A 15,469-nucleotide genomic window follows, 5' to 3' on the forward strand; every position below is an offset into this window, starting at 1 on the left:
ATGAAACTACTGATTGTTGAGGATGATGAACTGCTGCAACGAGGCATCGCAATGGCACTGACCAGCGAGGGCTACGCCTGTGACTGTGCCGGTACGGCAGCAGAAGCGCAGGGTTTGTTACAAAGCAGTCAGTACAGCATGGTCATTCTCGATCTCGGCTTGCCGGATCAGGATGGTGCTGTATTGCTACGCCAATGGCGTCGTCAACATGTCACTCTGCCAGTGCTGATACTCACGGCCCGTGATGCGCTCGAAGACAGGGTTGACGGGCTGGATGCGGGTGCGGACGATTACCTAATCAAGCCATTCGCGCTCGCTGAGTTACTGGCCCGTGTTCGCGCGCTGATTCGCCGCTACCAAGGGCAGAGTGATAATTTGGTGCAACAAGATGACCTGAGCCTCAACTTATCCACCCAGCAAGTGTGGTTGCAGGATCAGCCGCTGGAGATCACCCCCAAAGAGTTTGCGATCCTCTCGCGCTTAATCATGCGAGCTGGCCAAACCGTCAATCGTGAATTGTTGCAGCAGGATCTCTACACCTGGAATGATGATCTCGGCTCCAACACACTAGAAGTGCATATCCATAATCTGCGCCGTAAATTAGGTAAAGATCGTATCCGCACCATCCGTGGTGTTGGCTATCGCCTGGAAACACCATCATGATCAGTATGCGCCGCCGCCTAATCTTAATGCTGGCGCTAATATTGCTGGTTACTCAGTTGATCAGTGCATTCTGGCTATGGCATGAAAGTCAGGAGCAAATAAGCTTTCTGGTTGATGAGACCCTGAGCGCCAAAGTGCGTAATGAGCGGGTTGACAAAGAGATAGCGGAAGCTGTTGCTTCACTGCTTGCCCCCTCGCTCATCATGATGACCATCACCTTATTGCTCTCTTTTTGGGCAATCAGTTGGATTATCCGCCCACTCGATCAGTTGCAGCAAAAATTGGCAGAGCGTTCGGCTGATAATCTCACACCTGTGGTTGTTAACAGTGATATGCAAGAAATTGTCTCTGTAACCTCGACACTGAACCAGTTGTTATCCCGCCTGGCGAATACCATTCAACAGGAGCGCCTGTTTACCGCAGATGCTGCACATGAGCTGCGCACACCCCTTGCCGGGATCCGCCTGCACCTTGAGTTGATGGAGCAACAGGGGATCACGGAAAGTAAGTCGCTCATTAACCGTATCGACTTGTTAATGCATACCATCGAACAATTACTGATGTTGTCCAGAGCGGGGCAGAATTTTGCCAGCGGCCTGTATCAAACACTGGATTGGGTTGAAAATGTGGTGAAACCGCTGCAAGAGGAGTTGGAGGAGATGTGTGCGCTTCGCCAACAAACCATCATGTGGGAACTTCCCCCTCGCGCCCAAACAGAGGGTGACGCCACTTTGCTGCGTTTGATGCTGCGTAATCTGGTTGAGAACGCACATCGCTATAGCCCGGTAGCTAGCCAAATTTGGGTCAAACTCTCCGCTGAAACTCAGGGCGCACTGTTACAAGTCATCGATGAGGGGCCAGGAATAAAGCAAGAACAAGCCGGTGAGCTGACCCAAGCTTTCCGTCGCATGGATCAGCGCTACGGAGGCAGTGGTTTAGGATTGAATATCGTGATCCGCACAGTTCAGTTACACCAAGGTAGGCTAACACTGGAAAACCGCACTGACCGTTCCGGGTTAAAAGCGCAATGCTGGATACCTGCAACCACCCATAGCAAGGTGTTGCCTAAATTTAGCTGATATCAGCTCAAGCAAAAGGGCCACCACAAAATGGCAGCCCTTGTTCGAATCATGCGGTATTACCGAGTCTTCATGGGGGGAAATTAGCGTTCGTAGATGAACTCTACGCCGTCGTCGTCTTCTTCATCCCAATCATCATCGTCTTCTTCTGCTTTCGCTTCTGCTTCCACTTCAGCCAGTTGTTCACGGTGATAATCATCCCACATGAATTCAACTTTTTCTGGCGCGCTTTCAGCAATAGCCATCTCTTTTGGCTGTGAATTAATGAAGTTCATTACATCCCAGCACAGCGCATTCACGTTTTCGCGATTCGCAGCAGAGATCATATAATACTTACCTTCCCATCCCAGAGCTTCTACAATAGCTTTAGCGCGGGTTTCAGCCTCTTCTGGGTCTACCAGGTCAATCTTATTGAAAACGAGCCAGCGTGGCTTCTCAGCGAGATTTTCACTGTATTGCTGCAACTCATTGATAATAATTTTGGCATTTTGGACCGGATCAGACTCATCAATCGGCGCCAAATCCACTAAATGCAACAGCACGCGGCAACGTTCCAAATGTTTCAGGAAGCGAATACCCAGGCCAGCACCTTCTGAAGCGCCTTCAATCAAACCAGGAATATCGGCAACCACAAAGCTCTGCTCGTAATCCATACGCACCACACCCAGGCTTGGGATCAGGGTAGTAAATGGATAGTCAGCAACTTTTGGCTTAGCGGCAGAAACTGCGCGGATAAAGGTAGATTTACCGGCATTAGGTAGCCCCAGCATCCCCACATCAGCCAATAGCAACAGCTCTAACGTCAGATCACGGGTCTCGCCTTCAGTACCCATGGTTTTCTGGCGCGGGGCACGGTTAACTGAGGATTTGAAACGGGCATTACCTAATCCGTGAAACCCCCCTTTTGCGACCATCAGGCGCTGACCATGGCGGGTCATATCACCCACAATCTCACCGGTTCCCTGATCCAGTATGCGTGTACCGACAGGGACTTTAATGGTGATATCTTTACCTCGTTTACCAGTACAGTCACGGCTCTGACCATTCTGCCCACGTTCAGCACGGAAAGATTTCACAAAATGGTAATCAATCAGTGTGTTGAGGTTTTCATCAGCCAACAGATAAATATCGCCACCGTCGCCACCGTCGCCACCATCAGGGCCACCATTCGGGATATATTTTTCACGGCGGAAGCTAACACAACCGTTACCACCGTCACCGGCTACAACCAAAATTGTAGCTTCATCTACAAACTTCATTTACTTTCTCCGTAAAAAACCAATAGATTTTATCTACTTGTTTTACATTAACTTTATCGGTTCTTTTCGGCGTATTTTCTAGCTCTCGTGATACACCAAGCGTATACAGCATATCGTAAAAACACGAACGCACCAGAACCGGCACGAACAAGGGCGCGTATTATACTCGCTTCTATAGGAAATTTCATCTGTATTAAAAATAGACAATCAACCCGAAAAAAGCACCCTCTTGGCTAAGATGGCAGCTGACAGTTTATCGATACCTCGACAAACAGAGCACACCGAACGGCTATTTTGGCGGTATCACCAGGCTTATTTCTGCCCGACGTGGCCACCAACGATGCCCAATGGCAGAGAACATAGCGCCAGCCACCACGACAAATGCCCCCACATATCCCACCAGGTTGAGGGATGGTGCGACGAAATTATCGGGCCAAATCAGCGCCAATAAAATTGAAAAAAACAAGGTAAACAACGGTGTTAATGTGACCAGCGCACTCACCTGCGCGGCCTGCCAGCGGGCCATGGCTTCAGCTAAAGCACCATAACCGACCAGAGTATTAACCCCACAAAACAGTAAACAGGCGAACTGCCACCCATTGAGCTGAAAAATAACGGCTGGTTTTGCCATTGGGAACAGTGCAAGTGCGCACAAAACGTAGAGCAATAATAATATCTGTTGCGATGCCATACGTCTTAATAACACTTTCTGGGCGACACCATAACTGACCCAGACCGCTGCTGCACAGACGCCCAATACTACGCCAAGCGTGTAATCAGTCAGGCGGGTAAATATTTCATGCAGACTGGTATTAAAAAATAGCAGCAGACCACAAATCAGCATACCCGCGCCAATGACCTGAGTGACGCGCATCCGCTCTTTTAAAATCAGCACACTGGCAATCATCATCCCTACCGGTGAGAGTTGCCCAATAACCTGAGATGTCGTCGGACTAAGGTATTGTAATGATGAGCTGAAGAAGATGAAGTTCCCCAGCAGGCCACAGGTCGCAACGATCAGTAATAGCAGCCAGCGAGGTTGGCGAAAAAGTTTAAGGGAAGGCAATTGACGACGCGAAGCCAGAATGATCCCCAAGCCGATAGCCGCCATGGTAAAGCGATACCAGACAATGGTAAAAGGCTCCATAACCTCAAGCACTTGCTTCATTGCAATCGGCAGCGCACCCCAGAATACGGCAGTGGTTAATGCCAGAAAAATACCTAAACCAGCCTGCTGTTTCGTATCCATTTTTTACCGGGTGGGAGAAACCAGAAATGTAAAAAGCCCCGCAACAAAATTGCAGGGCTTATATCTATTTACAAGACGCGAAAGACTTATTCAGCTTCGATGCTGATAAACTTACGGTTTTTCGGGCCTTTAATTTCGAACTTGACTTTACCGTCAGACAAAGCAAACAGAGTATGGTCTTTACCGCAACCTACGTTGGTGCCTGGGTGGAATTTAGTTCCACGCTGACGAACGATGATGCTGCCTGCCAATACTGCTTCGCCGCCAAAACGTTTTACGCCAAGACGTTTACTTTCGGAGTCACGACCGTTACGGGTCGAGCCACCAGCCTTTTTATGTGCCATTTGTCCGCTCTCCTAAATCTTAAGCGCTGATGCCGGTGATTTTAACATCAGTGAACCACTGACGATGACCTTGCTGCTTACGGTAGTGCTTACGACGACGGAATTTAACAATCTTAATCTTCTCGCCACGACCGTGAGCTACCACTTCAGCTTTGATCTTGCCACCATCGACTAAAGGAGCGCCGATATTGATTTCTTCACCGTTAGCAATCATCAGAACTTGGTCAAACTCAACAGTTTCACCAGTTGCGATGTCCAGCTTTTCCAGGCGAATGGTCTGACCTTCGCTTACCCGGTGTTGTTTACCACCACTTTGGAAAACCGCGTACATATAAAACTCCGCTTTCCGCACACTCCACTTTTGTAGTCCAGAGCGCACTATAAATATTCACAATAGGGCGCGAATTCTACGCAAAAACGTAGTGAATGACAAGTATATAATCAGCACAAGAGAAGAAAAAAAGCACAGTTTCTTACATCTCGTTTATTTGCTGGATTTTTCAAGTACAATCATGGTCTCAGGGAACGTCATGTAATAATGTGGGCGGTAATCTCATCGCAGTTAAAGAGAAAAACAGCTGAATATAACAATGAACCTAGAAAAGATTATCGAGTTAACCGCGCCAGATATGGCGGCAGTAAACACAACAATTCTCGAGCAATTGAACTCTGATGTTGTCCTTATCAATCAATTGGGCCATTACATCATCAGTGGCGGTGGAAAACGAATCCGCCCCATGATCGCCGTGCTGGTCGCTCGAGCTTTACACTATCAGGGCAGTAAGCATATCACTGTCGCAGCATTGATTGAATTTATCCACACGGCAACACTGCTACATGATGATGTGGTTGATGAGTCCGATATGCGCCGTGGCAAGGCCACAGCAAATGCGGCATTTGGTAATGCTGCCAGCGTATTGGTGGGCGACTATATCTATACTCGCTCATTCCAGATGATGACGAGCCTAGAGTCTCTGCGTGTTCTTACATTGATGTCAGAAGCGACGAATGTCATTGCTGAAGGTGAAGTGTTGCAGTTAATGAACTGTAATAACCCTGATATCACTGAAGAAAACTATATGCAGGTCATTTACAGCAAAACAGCCCGTTTGTTTGAAGCCGCCTCACAATCAGCGGCTGTATTAGCGGATGCCAGTGAAGAGCAGGAGTTGGCATTGCAGAATTATGGCCGCTATCTGGGGACCGCTTTCCAGTTGATTGATGATCTGCTCGATTACAGCTCTGATGGCACCACCTTGGGTAAAAATACCGGTGATGACCTGAACGAAGGTAAGCCGACACTCCCATTGCTACATGCGATGCGTAATGGCACTCCAGAGCAAGAAACAATGATTCGCCAAGCCATTGAACAGGGTAGTGGCCGCCATCTACTCGAGCCTGTGTTGGTCGCAATGCAGCAGTGTGGCTCACTGGACTACACTCGTCAGCGCGCCGAAGAAGAGGCAGATAAAGCCATTGCCGCATTACAGATCCTGCCAGAAAGTGAATATCGGCTAGCACTAGAAGGGCTGGCACATATTGCCGTACAGCGCGCATTTTAAGAAACTATATAGAAACTCGGGACGTTACTGCCCGAGTTTCTTTTTACTCCCGCACTGACACCTTTTTTTTCTCAAACCAAGCGTTTCATTAACGCCCCAATCCCTTCACGCAGCAAAAATGCGATGACCTGTGCACGTTCAGCTTCAGTGAGTTGATAATAGGCTTCTATCCATATGTTCACTGGGTCTTGCCGTACCGGCGTATATTGCGCTGGCTCCTCCCTGAGTTGTAATGAGTTCAGTATCGTACTGGGTAAACTTTCAATATGATATTCCACCGCCTTTCCCTGAACACCACGACGGCGACGCTGCTCCCATCCCTCACGTTTAGCCATGAGGTTTACTCCTTGTGGTGATGACGGTAACCCCTCAAGACCTGCCAATTCCTTAGCGGCAAACCACTCTTTTTTCATGGCGTTGCTTCCTAATATGCGTTGTGACACAAAAAAGGAATATTTAGAAAACATTTAAAATTTTTGGGAAAATAAATGATATGATCTTTCTAAATGGTCACTTTGTGTTCACGTTCCGATTAACAATGTACCGTTATTTATATCACTAACGCGTCAGCTGCTTAGAAAAAAAAAGGATTAAAGATGATTTTAAGGAAATCTGATTGGCACCCAGCCGACATCATTGCTGCACTACGTAAAGAAGGTACAACTCTGGCCGCACTTTCTCGCAAAGCGGGATTAAGTTCATCCACACTTGCCAATGCATTGACTCGCCCCTGGCCAAAGGGGGAGTGGTTGATTGCAGAATGTCTGAATATTCATCCTTCAGAAATCTGGCCAACACGCTATTTTGATTCTAAAACAGGAGCCCTTCTCGACCGAAAAGTGCGGATACGGCAAGTCATAAAAAAACCGCCGATGAGTTGCTTCGGCGGTTGATAATGTCATTTTAAGGGTAGAGCTACCCCTACTTTTACATATTGCTATCTATACCCAGAGTCAGTGGCGTTGCGATGAGGTGGTAAACAAACAAAACTCCAATCAGCTAGCTCAAATTAGTGAGTCGATGAACGGGGATTGTTTGCACCTCTAGCAACGCCATGTAAAAAGGTATATTAGTTATTGACGAACTTTTCGCCCAACTCGATATCTTGGTGCAATACATCAAGCATACTTTCCAGCGCCTGTTGCTCAAAAGCACTCAGTTTCCCGATGTCTTTACGTTCTGCAACGCCGTTTTTACCCAATAGGATTGGTTGCGCAAAGAAGCGAGCATACTTGCCATCACCTTCAACGTAAGAGCATTCAACCACATTGCTTTCGCCTTGCAGAGCACGAACCAGAGAAAGGCCAAATCGTGCCGCAGCCTGCCCCATAGAGAGTGTCGCTGACCCACCACCAGCTTTTGCTTCAACAACTTCAGTCCCCGCGTTCTGAATACGCTTAGTCAGAGAGGCAACTTCCTGCTCTGTAAAGCTAACGCCTGGAATTTGTGACAACAATGGCAGAATAGTAACCCCAGAGTGACCACCAATAACGGGCACTTCGATATCCTGAGGCTGCTTACCTTTTAATTCAGCAACGAAGGTGTTAGAGCGAATGGTATCCAGTGTCGTAATACCAAATAATTTGTTTTTGTCGTAAACACCGGCTTTTTTCAGTACTTCTGCGGCGATCGCAACCGTCGTGTTAACTGGGTTGGTAATGATGCCAATTAAAGCGTTAGGGCAAGTACGCGCAATTTGCTCAACCAGATTACGAACGATACCGGCATTAACATTGAACAGATCTGAACGATCCATGCCTGGTTTACGAGCAACACCAGCAGAAATCAGAACAATATCGGCCCCTTGCAGTGCTGGGGTAGCATCTTCGCCGCTGAAGCCTTTGATCTTAACAGCGGTCGGGATATGGCTCAGATCAACCGCAACACCAGGGGTTACTGGCGCGATATCATATAAAGAGAGATCTGAACCTGAAGGAAGCTGGGTCTTGAGAAGAAGAGCGAGGGCCTGGCCGATACCACCAGCGGCACCGAGAACTGCAACTTTCATCCTATACTCCTTATTATATTTAATTTAAATTTGCCGTGAATTCATCTAGTTACGCACCTTAATTTATTGTAATTTTAAACACAATCTATTAACAGTCAGATTGAGATATCACGCATCAAAAAGGCGCATAGAGCTTATGTATTTTAGATTAAATCGCTTATTCGTTAATGATATAGCGCACATTATTCTAAAATTTACTGGAGTATTCATGACAGGTTAATCCGCGGTTACATTACACCCTTCTGCAACATCAAAACAACATCATTTTAATAACATTTTGATTACTTAAACTAAATCTCAATAAGTGCTGATTTAGCATAATCGTAACAGTATGATGATGTTAAAATTTCGCCATTCCTTGATATCAATGCTTTTATCACCAAAACTCCAGAGTCATGTTGAATAAAAATTCATTTATATGCATAATAATCCTATTCACTGTTGACTACTCAGGGCATAACAAATGCGTAATCCCGCAAAACAAGAAGATCTTATCAAGGCGTTCAAAGCGTTATTGAAAGAAGAGAAATTCAGTTCTCAAGGTGAGATCGTTTTGGCCTTGCAGGAAGAAGGTTTTGAAAATATTAACCAATCCAAAGTTTCGCGCATGTTGACCAAGTTCGGCGCAGTCAGGACGCGTAATGCAAAAATGGAGATGGTTTACTGCTTACCCGCCGAGTTAGGCGTACCAACAACTAGCAGCCCGCTAAAAAATCTGGTGCTAGATGTTGATTATAATGATTCAGTGGTTGTGATTAATACCAGCCCAGGTGCAGCCCAGTTGATCGCCCGCCTGCTGGACTCATTAGGCAAGGCTGAAGGTATTCTGGGGAGTATTGCCGGTGATGATACTATCTTCACCACACCAGCCAGGGGTTTTACTGTTAAACAGCTGCATGAAGCCATCCTCGGGCTATTCGAGCAAGAGCTTTAATACCACTCTTTACTGTCTGATGTGTATAAATGCGGCCATAGGTGCCGCATTGTTGCTATTTAACGCCTACGGCCCCTAACTACCCATCCTAACTCCCCACAGCTAAATAGGGTATTTCACTGCTTAATCATTTTAAAACCACAAAATAGCACTGTTTTCTCTCTCTCTATGGTCAAACTCACCACATCCATTCGCACTTTTAGTCAAAAGCACTTATCCGTTTGAAAATATTAGCTTTTAACTAAACCCTGCTGTTTTTTAGCCATTTTTTATTCCTTTTCGTTCTTAAAAAGTAGTAACCACCGATAAAGTGACGTTAAATATTATTAGTGCGCTATTAATATTCTCAGTTACTAGATGTATACTCATTTTCGTGACGTAAATCACACTTCCTTCGAAGTGATAAAAGAATAAATAGAGGCAATAACATGAATATTAAAACTACTATCGCAACCATGAGCGTTCTATCTGCACTGTCATTTGGTGTATTTGCAGCTGATTCTATCAATGATTCTCAAGCCGCTAACATGCAACCAATTGGCACCATTACCGTCAGTGGCCTTAATGGCGCACCTTCTGATATCCGTCAGGCACTGTCTGATAAAGCAGATGCAATGGGCGCGAAAGCTTATAAAATCATCGAAGTGCGTGAAGAAAATAACTGGCACGCTACGGCTAAAGCTTACAAATAAAAGTATGTGCTAAGAATGAAAGTATATGCCCCGTTCGAGGGGCATACTTTCGAGTTTGATGGTTTATTCAATCGGTTGAAAATAGAGAGAAAATTAATTTTAAACCGACTGAATAGAGTATTAATTGAACCGGTTAGCCCACTGAGCACCGCAGCAGAATAATCCCTTGTCGTCTATCCGACGAACCCTTTACCCCCGCTATACGGGGGCTTTTTTATCCTGCCTAATCCTGAGACTCAGCTTCTAACTCTGCTTTTTTACTCAGTGAACTCAATAACTTGTCATGAATACCACCAAAGCCGCCGTTACTCATCACCAAGATGTGATCACCGGGTTGGGCTGTTTTCACAATCATATCAACTAATGTATCGATATCAGCACTCCAATGCGCCGGCTGAATACAGGCTTCCGCCACTTCCACCACTTGCCAAGGAATATGCTGCGGTTGGAACAGGAACACTTCATCCGCACGACCCAATGAAGGTGCCAACTCATTCTTGCATAACCCCAATTTCATGGTGTTAGAGCGCGGCTCTAAAACAGCCAAAATCCGTGCGGTGCCACCGACTTTACTGCGCAGTGCCGCCAAAGTAGCGAGTATGGCGGTTGGATGATGAGCAAAATCATCATAAACCATGACACCATGGGCTTCGCCGCGTAACTCCAAGCGGCGGCGGGCATTAATAAAATCACCCAGAACCCGACAAGCATCTGCTGGCAAGACCCCCACATGACGGGCGGCGGCGATGGCCATCAGGCCGTTATGCATATTGTGTTCACCCACCAGTGACCAACTGACCTCGCCCACTAACTCATTGTCGAGAAACACTTCATAAACACTGGCATCGGTCGAAACTTTACGTGCAAACCAACTGCCCGTTTCACCCACCAACTCTTGCTCACTCCAGCACCCCATCGCCATCACTTGCTTCAGATGATTATCATTATCTGGCACGATGATTTTGCCTTTACCGGGAACTAAACGCACCAGATGGTGGAATTGCTTCTGAATCGCCTTAAGATCGTCAAATATATCAGCATGATCAAACTCAAGATTATTCATCACCAGCGTTCTTGGGCTGTAGTGAACAAATTTAGAGCGCTTATCAAAGAAGGCGCAATCATATTCATCGGCTTCAATAACAAAGAATGGGCTGTTGCCTAAACGGGCTGAGACATCGAAATTGCCCGGTACGCCGCCAATCACAAAACCTGGCTCATAGCCACAGGCTTCCAGTATCCAGGTAACCATTCCCGCCGTGGTGGTTTTGCCATGAGTGCCGGCTATCGCCAATACCCAGCGCTCTGGCAACACATGGTCATGCAGCCATTGCGGCCCGGAAACATAAGGAATTCCTTGCTCTAACACGGCCTCAACACAAGGGTTACCACGGGTCATGGCATTACCGATGATCACCAAATCCGGTGCGGGATTCAGTTGAGCCGGAGAGTATCCCTGAATCAAGTCAATTCCTTGATTCTCCAGCAGTGTGCTCATCGGTGGATACACGTTAGCATCCGCTCCCGTCACTTCGTGACCTAATGAACGAGCAAGCATTGCCAGACCGCCCATAAAAGTGCCGCAGATACCTAATATGTGAATGCGCATAAATTTTCCGTATTAATAAGCTTCGAGTTTGCAGCTATTCTACCGCTCAGAATCAAAGAGAAGAAATGGAATTGCCTATGAATCATTCTTATCTTTGGGCTACACTGCTGCCATCAGGTGAGTTGTTCGTTAATAAATCGATATTTAACCGTAGATCCAGGGATTGAGTCATGAAAACGTTAGGCGAATTCATCGTTGAGAAACAGCTAGACTTCTCTCACGCCACCGGCGAATTAACTGCATTACTTTCAGCAATCAAACTCGGCGCAAAGATTATTCATCGTGATATCAACAAAGCAGGTTTAGTTGATATTTTAGGTGCCAGCGGTGTTTCCAATATTCAGGGCGAAGACCAGATGAAACTGGATCTGTTTGCCAATGAAAAATTGAAAGCGGCGCTAAAAGCACGCGGTGAAGTTGCCGGTATCGCCTCTGAAGAAGAAGATGACATTGTTATCTTTGACGGCGGGCGGGCAGAAAATGCCAAATATGTGGTTCTGATGGATCCGCTGGATGGATCATCAAATATTGACGTGAATGTATCCGTCGGTACTATTTTCTCTATCTATCGTCGCATCACCCCATTTGGCACACCCATTACTGAAGCTGACTTCTTGCAACCTGGCACCAAGCAGGTGGCGGCAGGTTATGTGGTCTACGGCTCTTCAACCATGTTGGTGTATACCACCGGTTATGGCGTTCATACTTTCACTTATGATCCGTCGCTAGGGGTTTTCTGTTTATCCGGCGAAAAAGTGCGTTATCCCGCAACCGGTTGCATGTACTCCATCAACGAAGGGAACTACATTAAATTCCCACTAGGTGTGAAGAAATACATCAAGTATTGCCAGGAGCAGGATGAGGCCACCCAGCGCCCATACACTTCACGCTATATTGGCTCACTGGTTGCCGATTTCCATCGTAACTTGTTGAAAGGCGGCATCTATATTTATCCAAGTACCGCCAGCCATCCACAAGGGAAACTGCGTTTGTTGTACGAATGCAACCCAATGGCGTTCCTGGCGGAACAAGCCGGTGGTAAAGCAACCGATGGGGTTAACCGCATTCTGGATATCGTGCCGGAGAAACTGCATCAGCGCGCGCCGTTCTTCGTGGGAACCAAATCCATGGTTGAAGATGCGGAAGGCTTTATTGCCAAATTCCCGGATGAAGAAGCCAAGTAATTAGCCGTTGGCGATAGAGAGCAGCGGCCCCTAAGCCGCTGTTTTTTTTATGCTTCAAGCGCCAGCTTATCCCCATGCAATTTAAATACCGCCATGCTGGCTGATAATGCATCTGCTTGCTCTTCTAATGAGCGCGTTGCGGCCGCAGCTTGTTCAACCAATGTCGCATTCTGCTGAGCAACCTGATCCATTTGCGCAATAGCCACATTTACTTGCTCAATCCCACTACTCTGCTCATAACTTGCAGCTGATATTTCACGCATCAATGCCGTCACCCGACTGACTTCACTGGCGATCTCATGCATGGTTTTACCCGCAGACTCCGCCATGTCCGCGCCTTCCCGCACTCTATTTTGTGACTCAACAATCAGATCTTTGATCTCTTTAGCTGATTGCGCACTGCGCTGGGCCAAATTACGGACTTCGCCGGCGACCACAGCAAAACCACGCCCCTGCTCACCTGCTCTGGCGGCTTCGACCGCAGCATTCAGCGCCAGAATATTGGTCTGAAATGCAATGCCGTCAATCACAGCAATGATGTCGGAAATACGTCTTGAACTGGAGGTAATCGCCTGCATCTTATCGACCACATGGCTGACGGCCTCACTGCCTTTATTGGCAATGTCCGATACACTCATCGCCAAACGATTCGCCTGATCAGAGTTTTCAGCATTCATTTTTACCGTCGAGGTCAACTGCTCCATGCTGGCCGCCGTTTGCTCCAGTGAAGATGCCGACTCTTCAGTGCGTTCCGCCAAATGTGTGTTACCCGCCGCCAACTCCCGCGAACCAATACCTATCTGTCCACCAACATCGCGAACATTGCTCACTGACTCCACCAGCGATTGCTGCATGACCTGTAGCGCTTTGGCTAGCCGCGCCAGTTCTGTATTGCCCTCACTGTTGATATTGTGGGTCAAATCACCAGAAGCTATAAATTCCAACTGATGAATTGATTGCTCCAGGGGCTGCAAAATAATGTATTTAAGTGCAAACCATGCCAGCACTGCGGAGATCAAAGTGATCACACCCGCGGCGACAATGATCGCCAACTTGATTTTGGCGGCACTGTTAGCTTGATCAATTTGCAGTTGGCCGGCATCCAGTGCATAGCGGCGAAAAGTCGCAACATCACTATTAAAAGCATTGCTGATATCAGTGATACTCTTTTCCAGCACCTCGTAATACTCGTCTGCATAACCCGCCTTGATGGCGGCCAGCATAGGTAATACGCCTTTATCAACATAATTTTTATAGCTTTTTTGAATGTTAGTCGCCAGCTCCTGTCCGTCTCCCCGCTCAGATACCGCGCTAACAAAACGTGCCATCTCTTTTTGCGATAATGCCAGTGAGCCTTCTGCCTGCTTTGCAGTTTGTAACGACTCATCAATCAAACCAATTTCTAGTTGATGGATCGCCAGTGCTGCTTCAGTTCTGGCGCTCAATGTGGCAGTGAAGCTATTCGACAAAGAGCCTAATTCCTCCCCCTGAATTTGATTGATGATTTGCAATGAGCGTGAGCTTTCCTGAATTGAATTAATTCCGATCACGCTGACAACTAATAGAATCAACGACATAAGGCATAACTGGGCAATCAGCCCACTCTTAATGGTAATCTTTTTTAACATCGGTTTTTTTCCGGTTGTGTGCAAATGGTTAAGATTACAAAGCGTTAGCAGTACAGCGGACTCTCTTATTGTTTGATTAAGTTATCGGCTATACGTGGAGCGGCTTGAACTATCACCGGAAAAACAGCTTAAAATAGATGCATTTAGCTAATGACGGGATTTTATCTCAGTGAAATGGCCCTGATTCAGGCAATCTCACCGTGGTATAGCAGTGAAAAGGGCGGGAATTCACATAAGACTTGGCTATAATAGCCAGCACTCCATTTCTGGTTTGATAAAAGGAAACCGACATGAGCTTGAACGACGTACCCGCAGGTAAAGACCTGCCAGAAGATATTTATGTGGTGATCGAAATCCCTGCTAACGCTGACCCGATCAAATATGAGATCGATAAAGAGAGTGGCTCTCTGTTCGTAGACCGTTTCATGTCTACCGCCATGTTCTACCCATGCAACTACGGCTACATCAACAACACCTTGTCATTAGATGGGGACCCGGTTGATGTGCTGGTGCCAACACCTTATCCGCTGCAGCCTGGTGCCGTTATTCGTTGCCGCCCAGTTGGCGTGTTGAAAATGACTGATGAAGCAGGTGAAGATGCCAAGTTGGTGGCTGTTCCGCACAGCAAACTGACCAAAGAGTACGATCACGTTAAAGACGTGCAAGACCTGCCAGAACTGCTGAAAGCGCAGATTAAGCACTTCTTTGAGCATTACAAAGATCTGGAAACTGGCAAGTGGGTAAAAGTTGACGGTTGGGAAGATGCCGCAGCTGCTAAAGCCGAGATCTTGTCTTCTTTCGAGCGTGCGAAGAAGTAACTCTTTGTTTAGCCGAAAAAAAACACCGCTCATCTGGGCGGTGCTTTTTTATGTCAAACCCGTATTGGCTACATCCCAAGGTTACGGCTTATCACTCTCTTCATGGCGTTTGAGCCAATCGCCACTGTAGATGCGTGGCACCCCTTCGATCGGTAAACGATAAAGATATATCCACGCACTGCCATATGGCGTCTGAATCAATTCGCGCCGATAATCTTTGGTATTACTTTTAAGCTCATCTAACTCATTCATAATCGACGAGTTAATGCGATAAACTTCACAATGCACAGTGCCGTCTCCGGGGATAACCGCCGGATAGTGACCTAAATTGTACATTTCATAGCCCTCGAGATCATGTTCGCCCAGCAACTGAGCGTCCGTCATCCAATGACTATTACCTTGTTTGCGTCGTAAACTACCGTAGACAATAATTCGCATTG

The 15,469-nt window shown here is 46.8% G+C and carries 17 protein-coding genes; 8 read left to right on the forward strand and 9 right to left on the reverse strand.

The genetic code is table 11. From position 1 onward, the window contains the following. Together pmrA and pmrB are read left to right on the forward strand one after the other, a co-directional pair. Complete coding sequence (pmrA, locus tag FFE93_RS18880) at window positions 1-663, forward strand: two-component system response regulator PmrA (protein ID WP_005272609.1); 663 nt, start codon at window positions 1-3, stop codon at window positions 661-663. Then, the gene (gene pmrB, locus FFE93_RS18885) at window positions 660-1,742 is read left to right on the forward strand and encodes a two-component system sensor histidine kinase PmrB (protein WP_049600036.1); all 1,083 of its coding nucleotides are present in this window, start codon (window positions 660-662) and stop codon (window positions 1,740-1,742) included. Before pmrA ends, pmrB begins: the two co-directional genes overlap by 4 nt. Window positions 1,743-1,825: 83 nt before the next feature. On the opposite strand, the gene cgtA is transcribed toward pmrB, so the two are convergent. The 4 genes from cgtA to rplU form a co-directional block, all read right to left on the reverse strand. After that, window positions 1,826-3,001, reverse strand: coding sequence for an Obg family GTPase CgtA (gene cgtA, locus FFE93_RS18890; RefSeq protein WP_005272612.1), 1,176 nt, complete (start codon window positions 2,999-3,001; stop codon window positions 1,826-1,828). A gap of 289 nt (window positions 3,002-3,290) precedes the next feature. Further along, window positions 3,291-4,250 carry a DMT family transporter gene (locus FFE93_RS18895; protein WP_005272613.1) on the reverse strand — a complete coding sequence of 320 codons (960 nt, stop codon included), beginning with the start codon at window positions 4,248-4,250 and terminating at the stop codon, window positions 3,291-3,293. Window positions 4,251-4,336: 86 nt separating this feature from the next. Beyond that, window positions 4,337-4,594 carry a 50S ribosomal protein L27 gene (rpmA, locus tag FFE93_RS18900; RefSeq protein ID WP_005272614.1) on the reverse strand — a complete coding sequence of 86 codons (258 nt, stop codon included), beginning with the start codon at window positions 4,592-4,594 and terminating at the stop codon, window positions 4,337-4,339. Window positions 4,595-4,613: 19 nt separating this feature from the next. Continuing rightward, window positions 4,614-4,925, reverse strand: coding sequence for a 50S ribosomal protein L21 (gene rplU, locus FFE93_RS18905; protein ID WP_004707048.1), 312 nt, complete (start codon window positions 4,923-4,925; stop codon window positions 4,614-4,616). Window positions 4,926-5,184: 259 nt separating this feature from the next. Here rplU and ispB point away from each other — a divergent pair, with 259 nt between their 5' ends. Continuing rightward, window positions 5,185-6,156 carry an octaprenyl diphosphate synthase gene (gene ispB, locus FFE93_RS18910; protein WP_005272615.1) on the forward strand — a complete coding sequence of 324 codons (972 nt, stop codon included), beginning with the start codon at window positions 5,185-5,187 and terminating at the stop codon, window positions 6,154-6,156. A gap of 71 nt (window positions 6,157-6,227) precedes the next feature. Here ispB and FFE93_RS18915 read toward each other — a convergent pair whose 3' ends face one another. Continuing rightward, window positions 6,228-6,569: a DNA-binding protein gene (locus FFE93_RS18915; RefSeq protein WP_032897128.1), complete on the reverse strand. Its 342-nt coding sequence runs from the start codon at window positions 6,567-6,569 to the stop codon at window positions 6,228-6,230. Window positions 6,570-6,752: 183 nt separating this feature from the next. Between FFE93_RS18915 and FFE93_RS18920 the strand changes: the two genes are divergently transcribed. Next, window positions 6,753-7,049 (forward strand): helix-turn-helix domain-containing protein, encoded by a 297-nt coding sequence (locus tag FFE93_RS18920; protein ID WP_032897131.1) that lies wholly within the window; start codon window positions 6,753-6,755, stop codon window positions 7,047-7,049. A gap of 176 nt (window positions 7,050-7,225) precedes the next feature. On the opposite strand, the gene mdh is transcribed toward FFE93_RS18920, so the two are convergent. Next, window positions 7,226-8,164, reverse strand: coding sequence for a malate dehydrogenase (gene mdh, locus FFE93_RS18925; RefSeq protein ID WP_054872525.1), 939 nt, complete (start codon window positions 8,162-8,164; stop codon window positions 7,226-7,228). A gap of 463 nt (window positions 8,165-8,627) precedes the next feature. Between mdh and argR the strand changes: the two genes are divergently transcribed. Both argR and yhcN read left to right on the forward strand, forming a co-directional pair. Next, window positions 8,628-9,098 carry a transcriptional regulator ArgR gene (gene argR, locus FFE93_RS18930; RefSeq protein WP_004707043.1) on the forward strand — a complete coding sequence of 157 codons (471 nt, stop codon included), beginning with the start codon at window positions 8,628-8,630 and terminating at the stop codon, window positions 9,096-9,098. A 428-nt stretch (window positions 9,099-9,526) separates the two neighbouring features. After that, window positions 9,527-9,790, forward strand: a complete 264-nt coding sequence (gene yhcN, locus FFE93_RS18935) for a peroxide/acid stress response protein YhcN (protein ID WP_032897135.1) — start codon at window positions 9,527-9,529, stop codon at window positions 9,788-9,790. Window positions 9,791-10,013: 223 nt separating this feature from the next. On the opposite strand, the gene mpl is transcribed toward yhcN, so the two are convergent. Beyond that, complete coding sequence (gene mpl / locus FFE93_RS18940) at window positions 10,014-11,399, reverse strand: UDP-N-acetylmuramate:L-alanyl-gamma-D-glutamyl-meso-diaminopimelate ligase (RefSeq protein ID WP_005272622.1); 1,386 nt, start codon at window positions 11,397-11,399, stop codon at window positions 10,014-10,016. Window positions 11,400-11,569: 170 nt separating this feature from the next. On the opposite strand from mpl, the gene fbp reads away from it, so the two are divergent. Further along, complete coding sequence (gene fbp, locus FFE93_RS18945; RefSeq protein ID WP_004875434.1) at window positions 11,570-12,583, forward strand: class 1 fructose-bisphosphatase; 1,014 nt, start codon at window positions 11,570-11,572, stop codon at window positions 12,581-12,583. A gap of 47 nt (window positions 12,584-12,630) precedes the next feature. Here the strand turns inward: fbp and FFE93_RS18950 are convergent, their stop codons facing one another. Continuing rightward, on the reverse strand, window positions 12,631-14,211 hold the full coding sequence (locus FFE93_RS18950; RefSeq protein ID WP_005272624.1) for a methyl-accepting chemotaxis protein: 1,581 nt from the start codon (window positions 14,209-14,211) through the stop codon (window positions 12,631-12,633). Between the two features lie 290 nt (window positions 14,212-14,501). On the opposite strand from FFE93_RS18950, the gene ppa reads away from it, so the two are divergent. Then, window positions 14,502-15,029, forward strand: a complete 528-nt coding sequence (gene ppa / locus FFE93_RS18955; protein WP_005272626.1) for an inorganic diphosphatase — start codon at window positions 14,502-14,504, stop codon at window positions 15,027-15,029. A gap of 81 nt (window positions 15,030-15,110) precedes the next feature. Here ppa and FFE93_RS18960 read toward each other — a convergent pair whose 3' ends face one another. Further along, window positions 15,111-15,467 (reverse strand): gamma-glutamylcyclotransferase, encoded by a 357-nt coding sequence (locus tag FFE93_RS18960; RefSeq protein ID WP_032897138.1) that lies wholly within the window; start codon window positions 15,465-15,467, stop codon window positions 15,111-15,113. Between the last annotated feature and the right edge of the window lie 2 nt (window positions 15,468-15,469).

The sequence above is a fragment of the Yersinia sp. KBS0713 genome, assembly GCF_005937895.2.
GTDB classification, from domain to species: domain Bacteria; phylum Pseudomonadota; class Gammaproteobacteria; order Enterobacterales; family Enterobacteriaceae; genus Yersinia; species Yersinia bercovieri.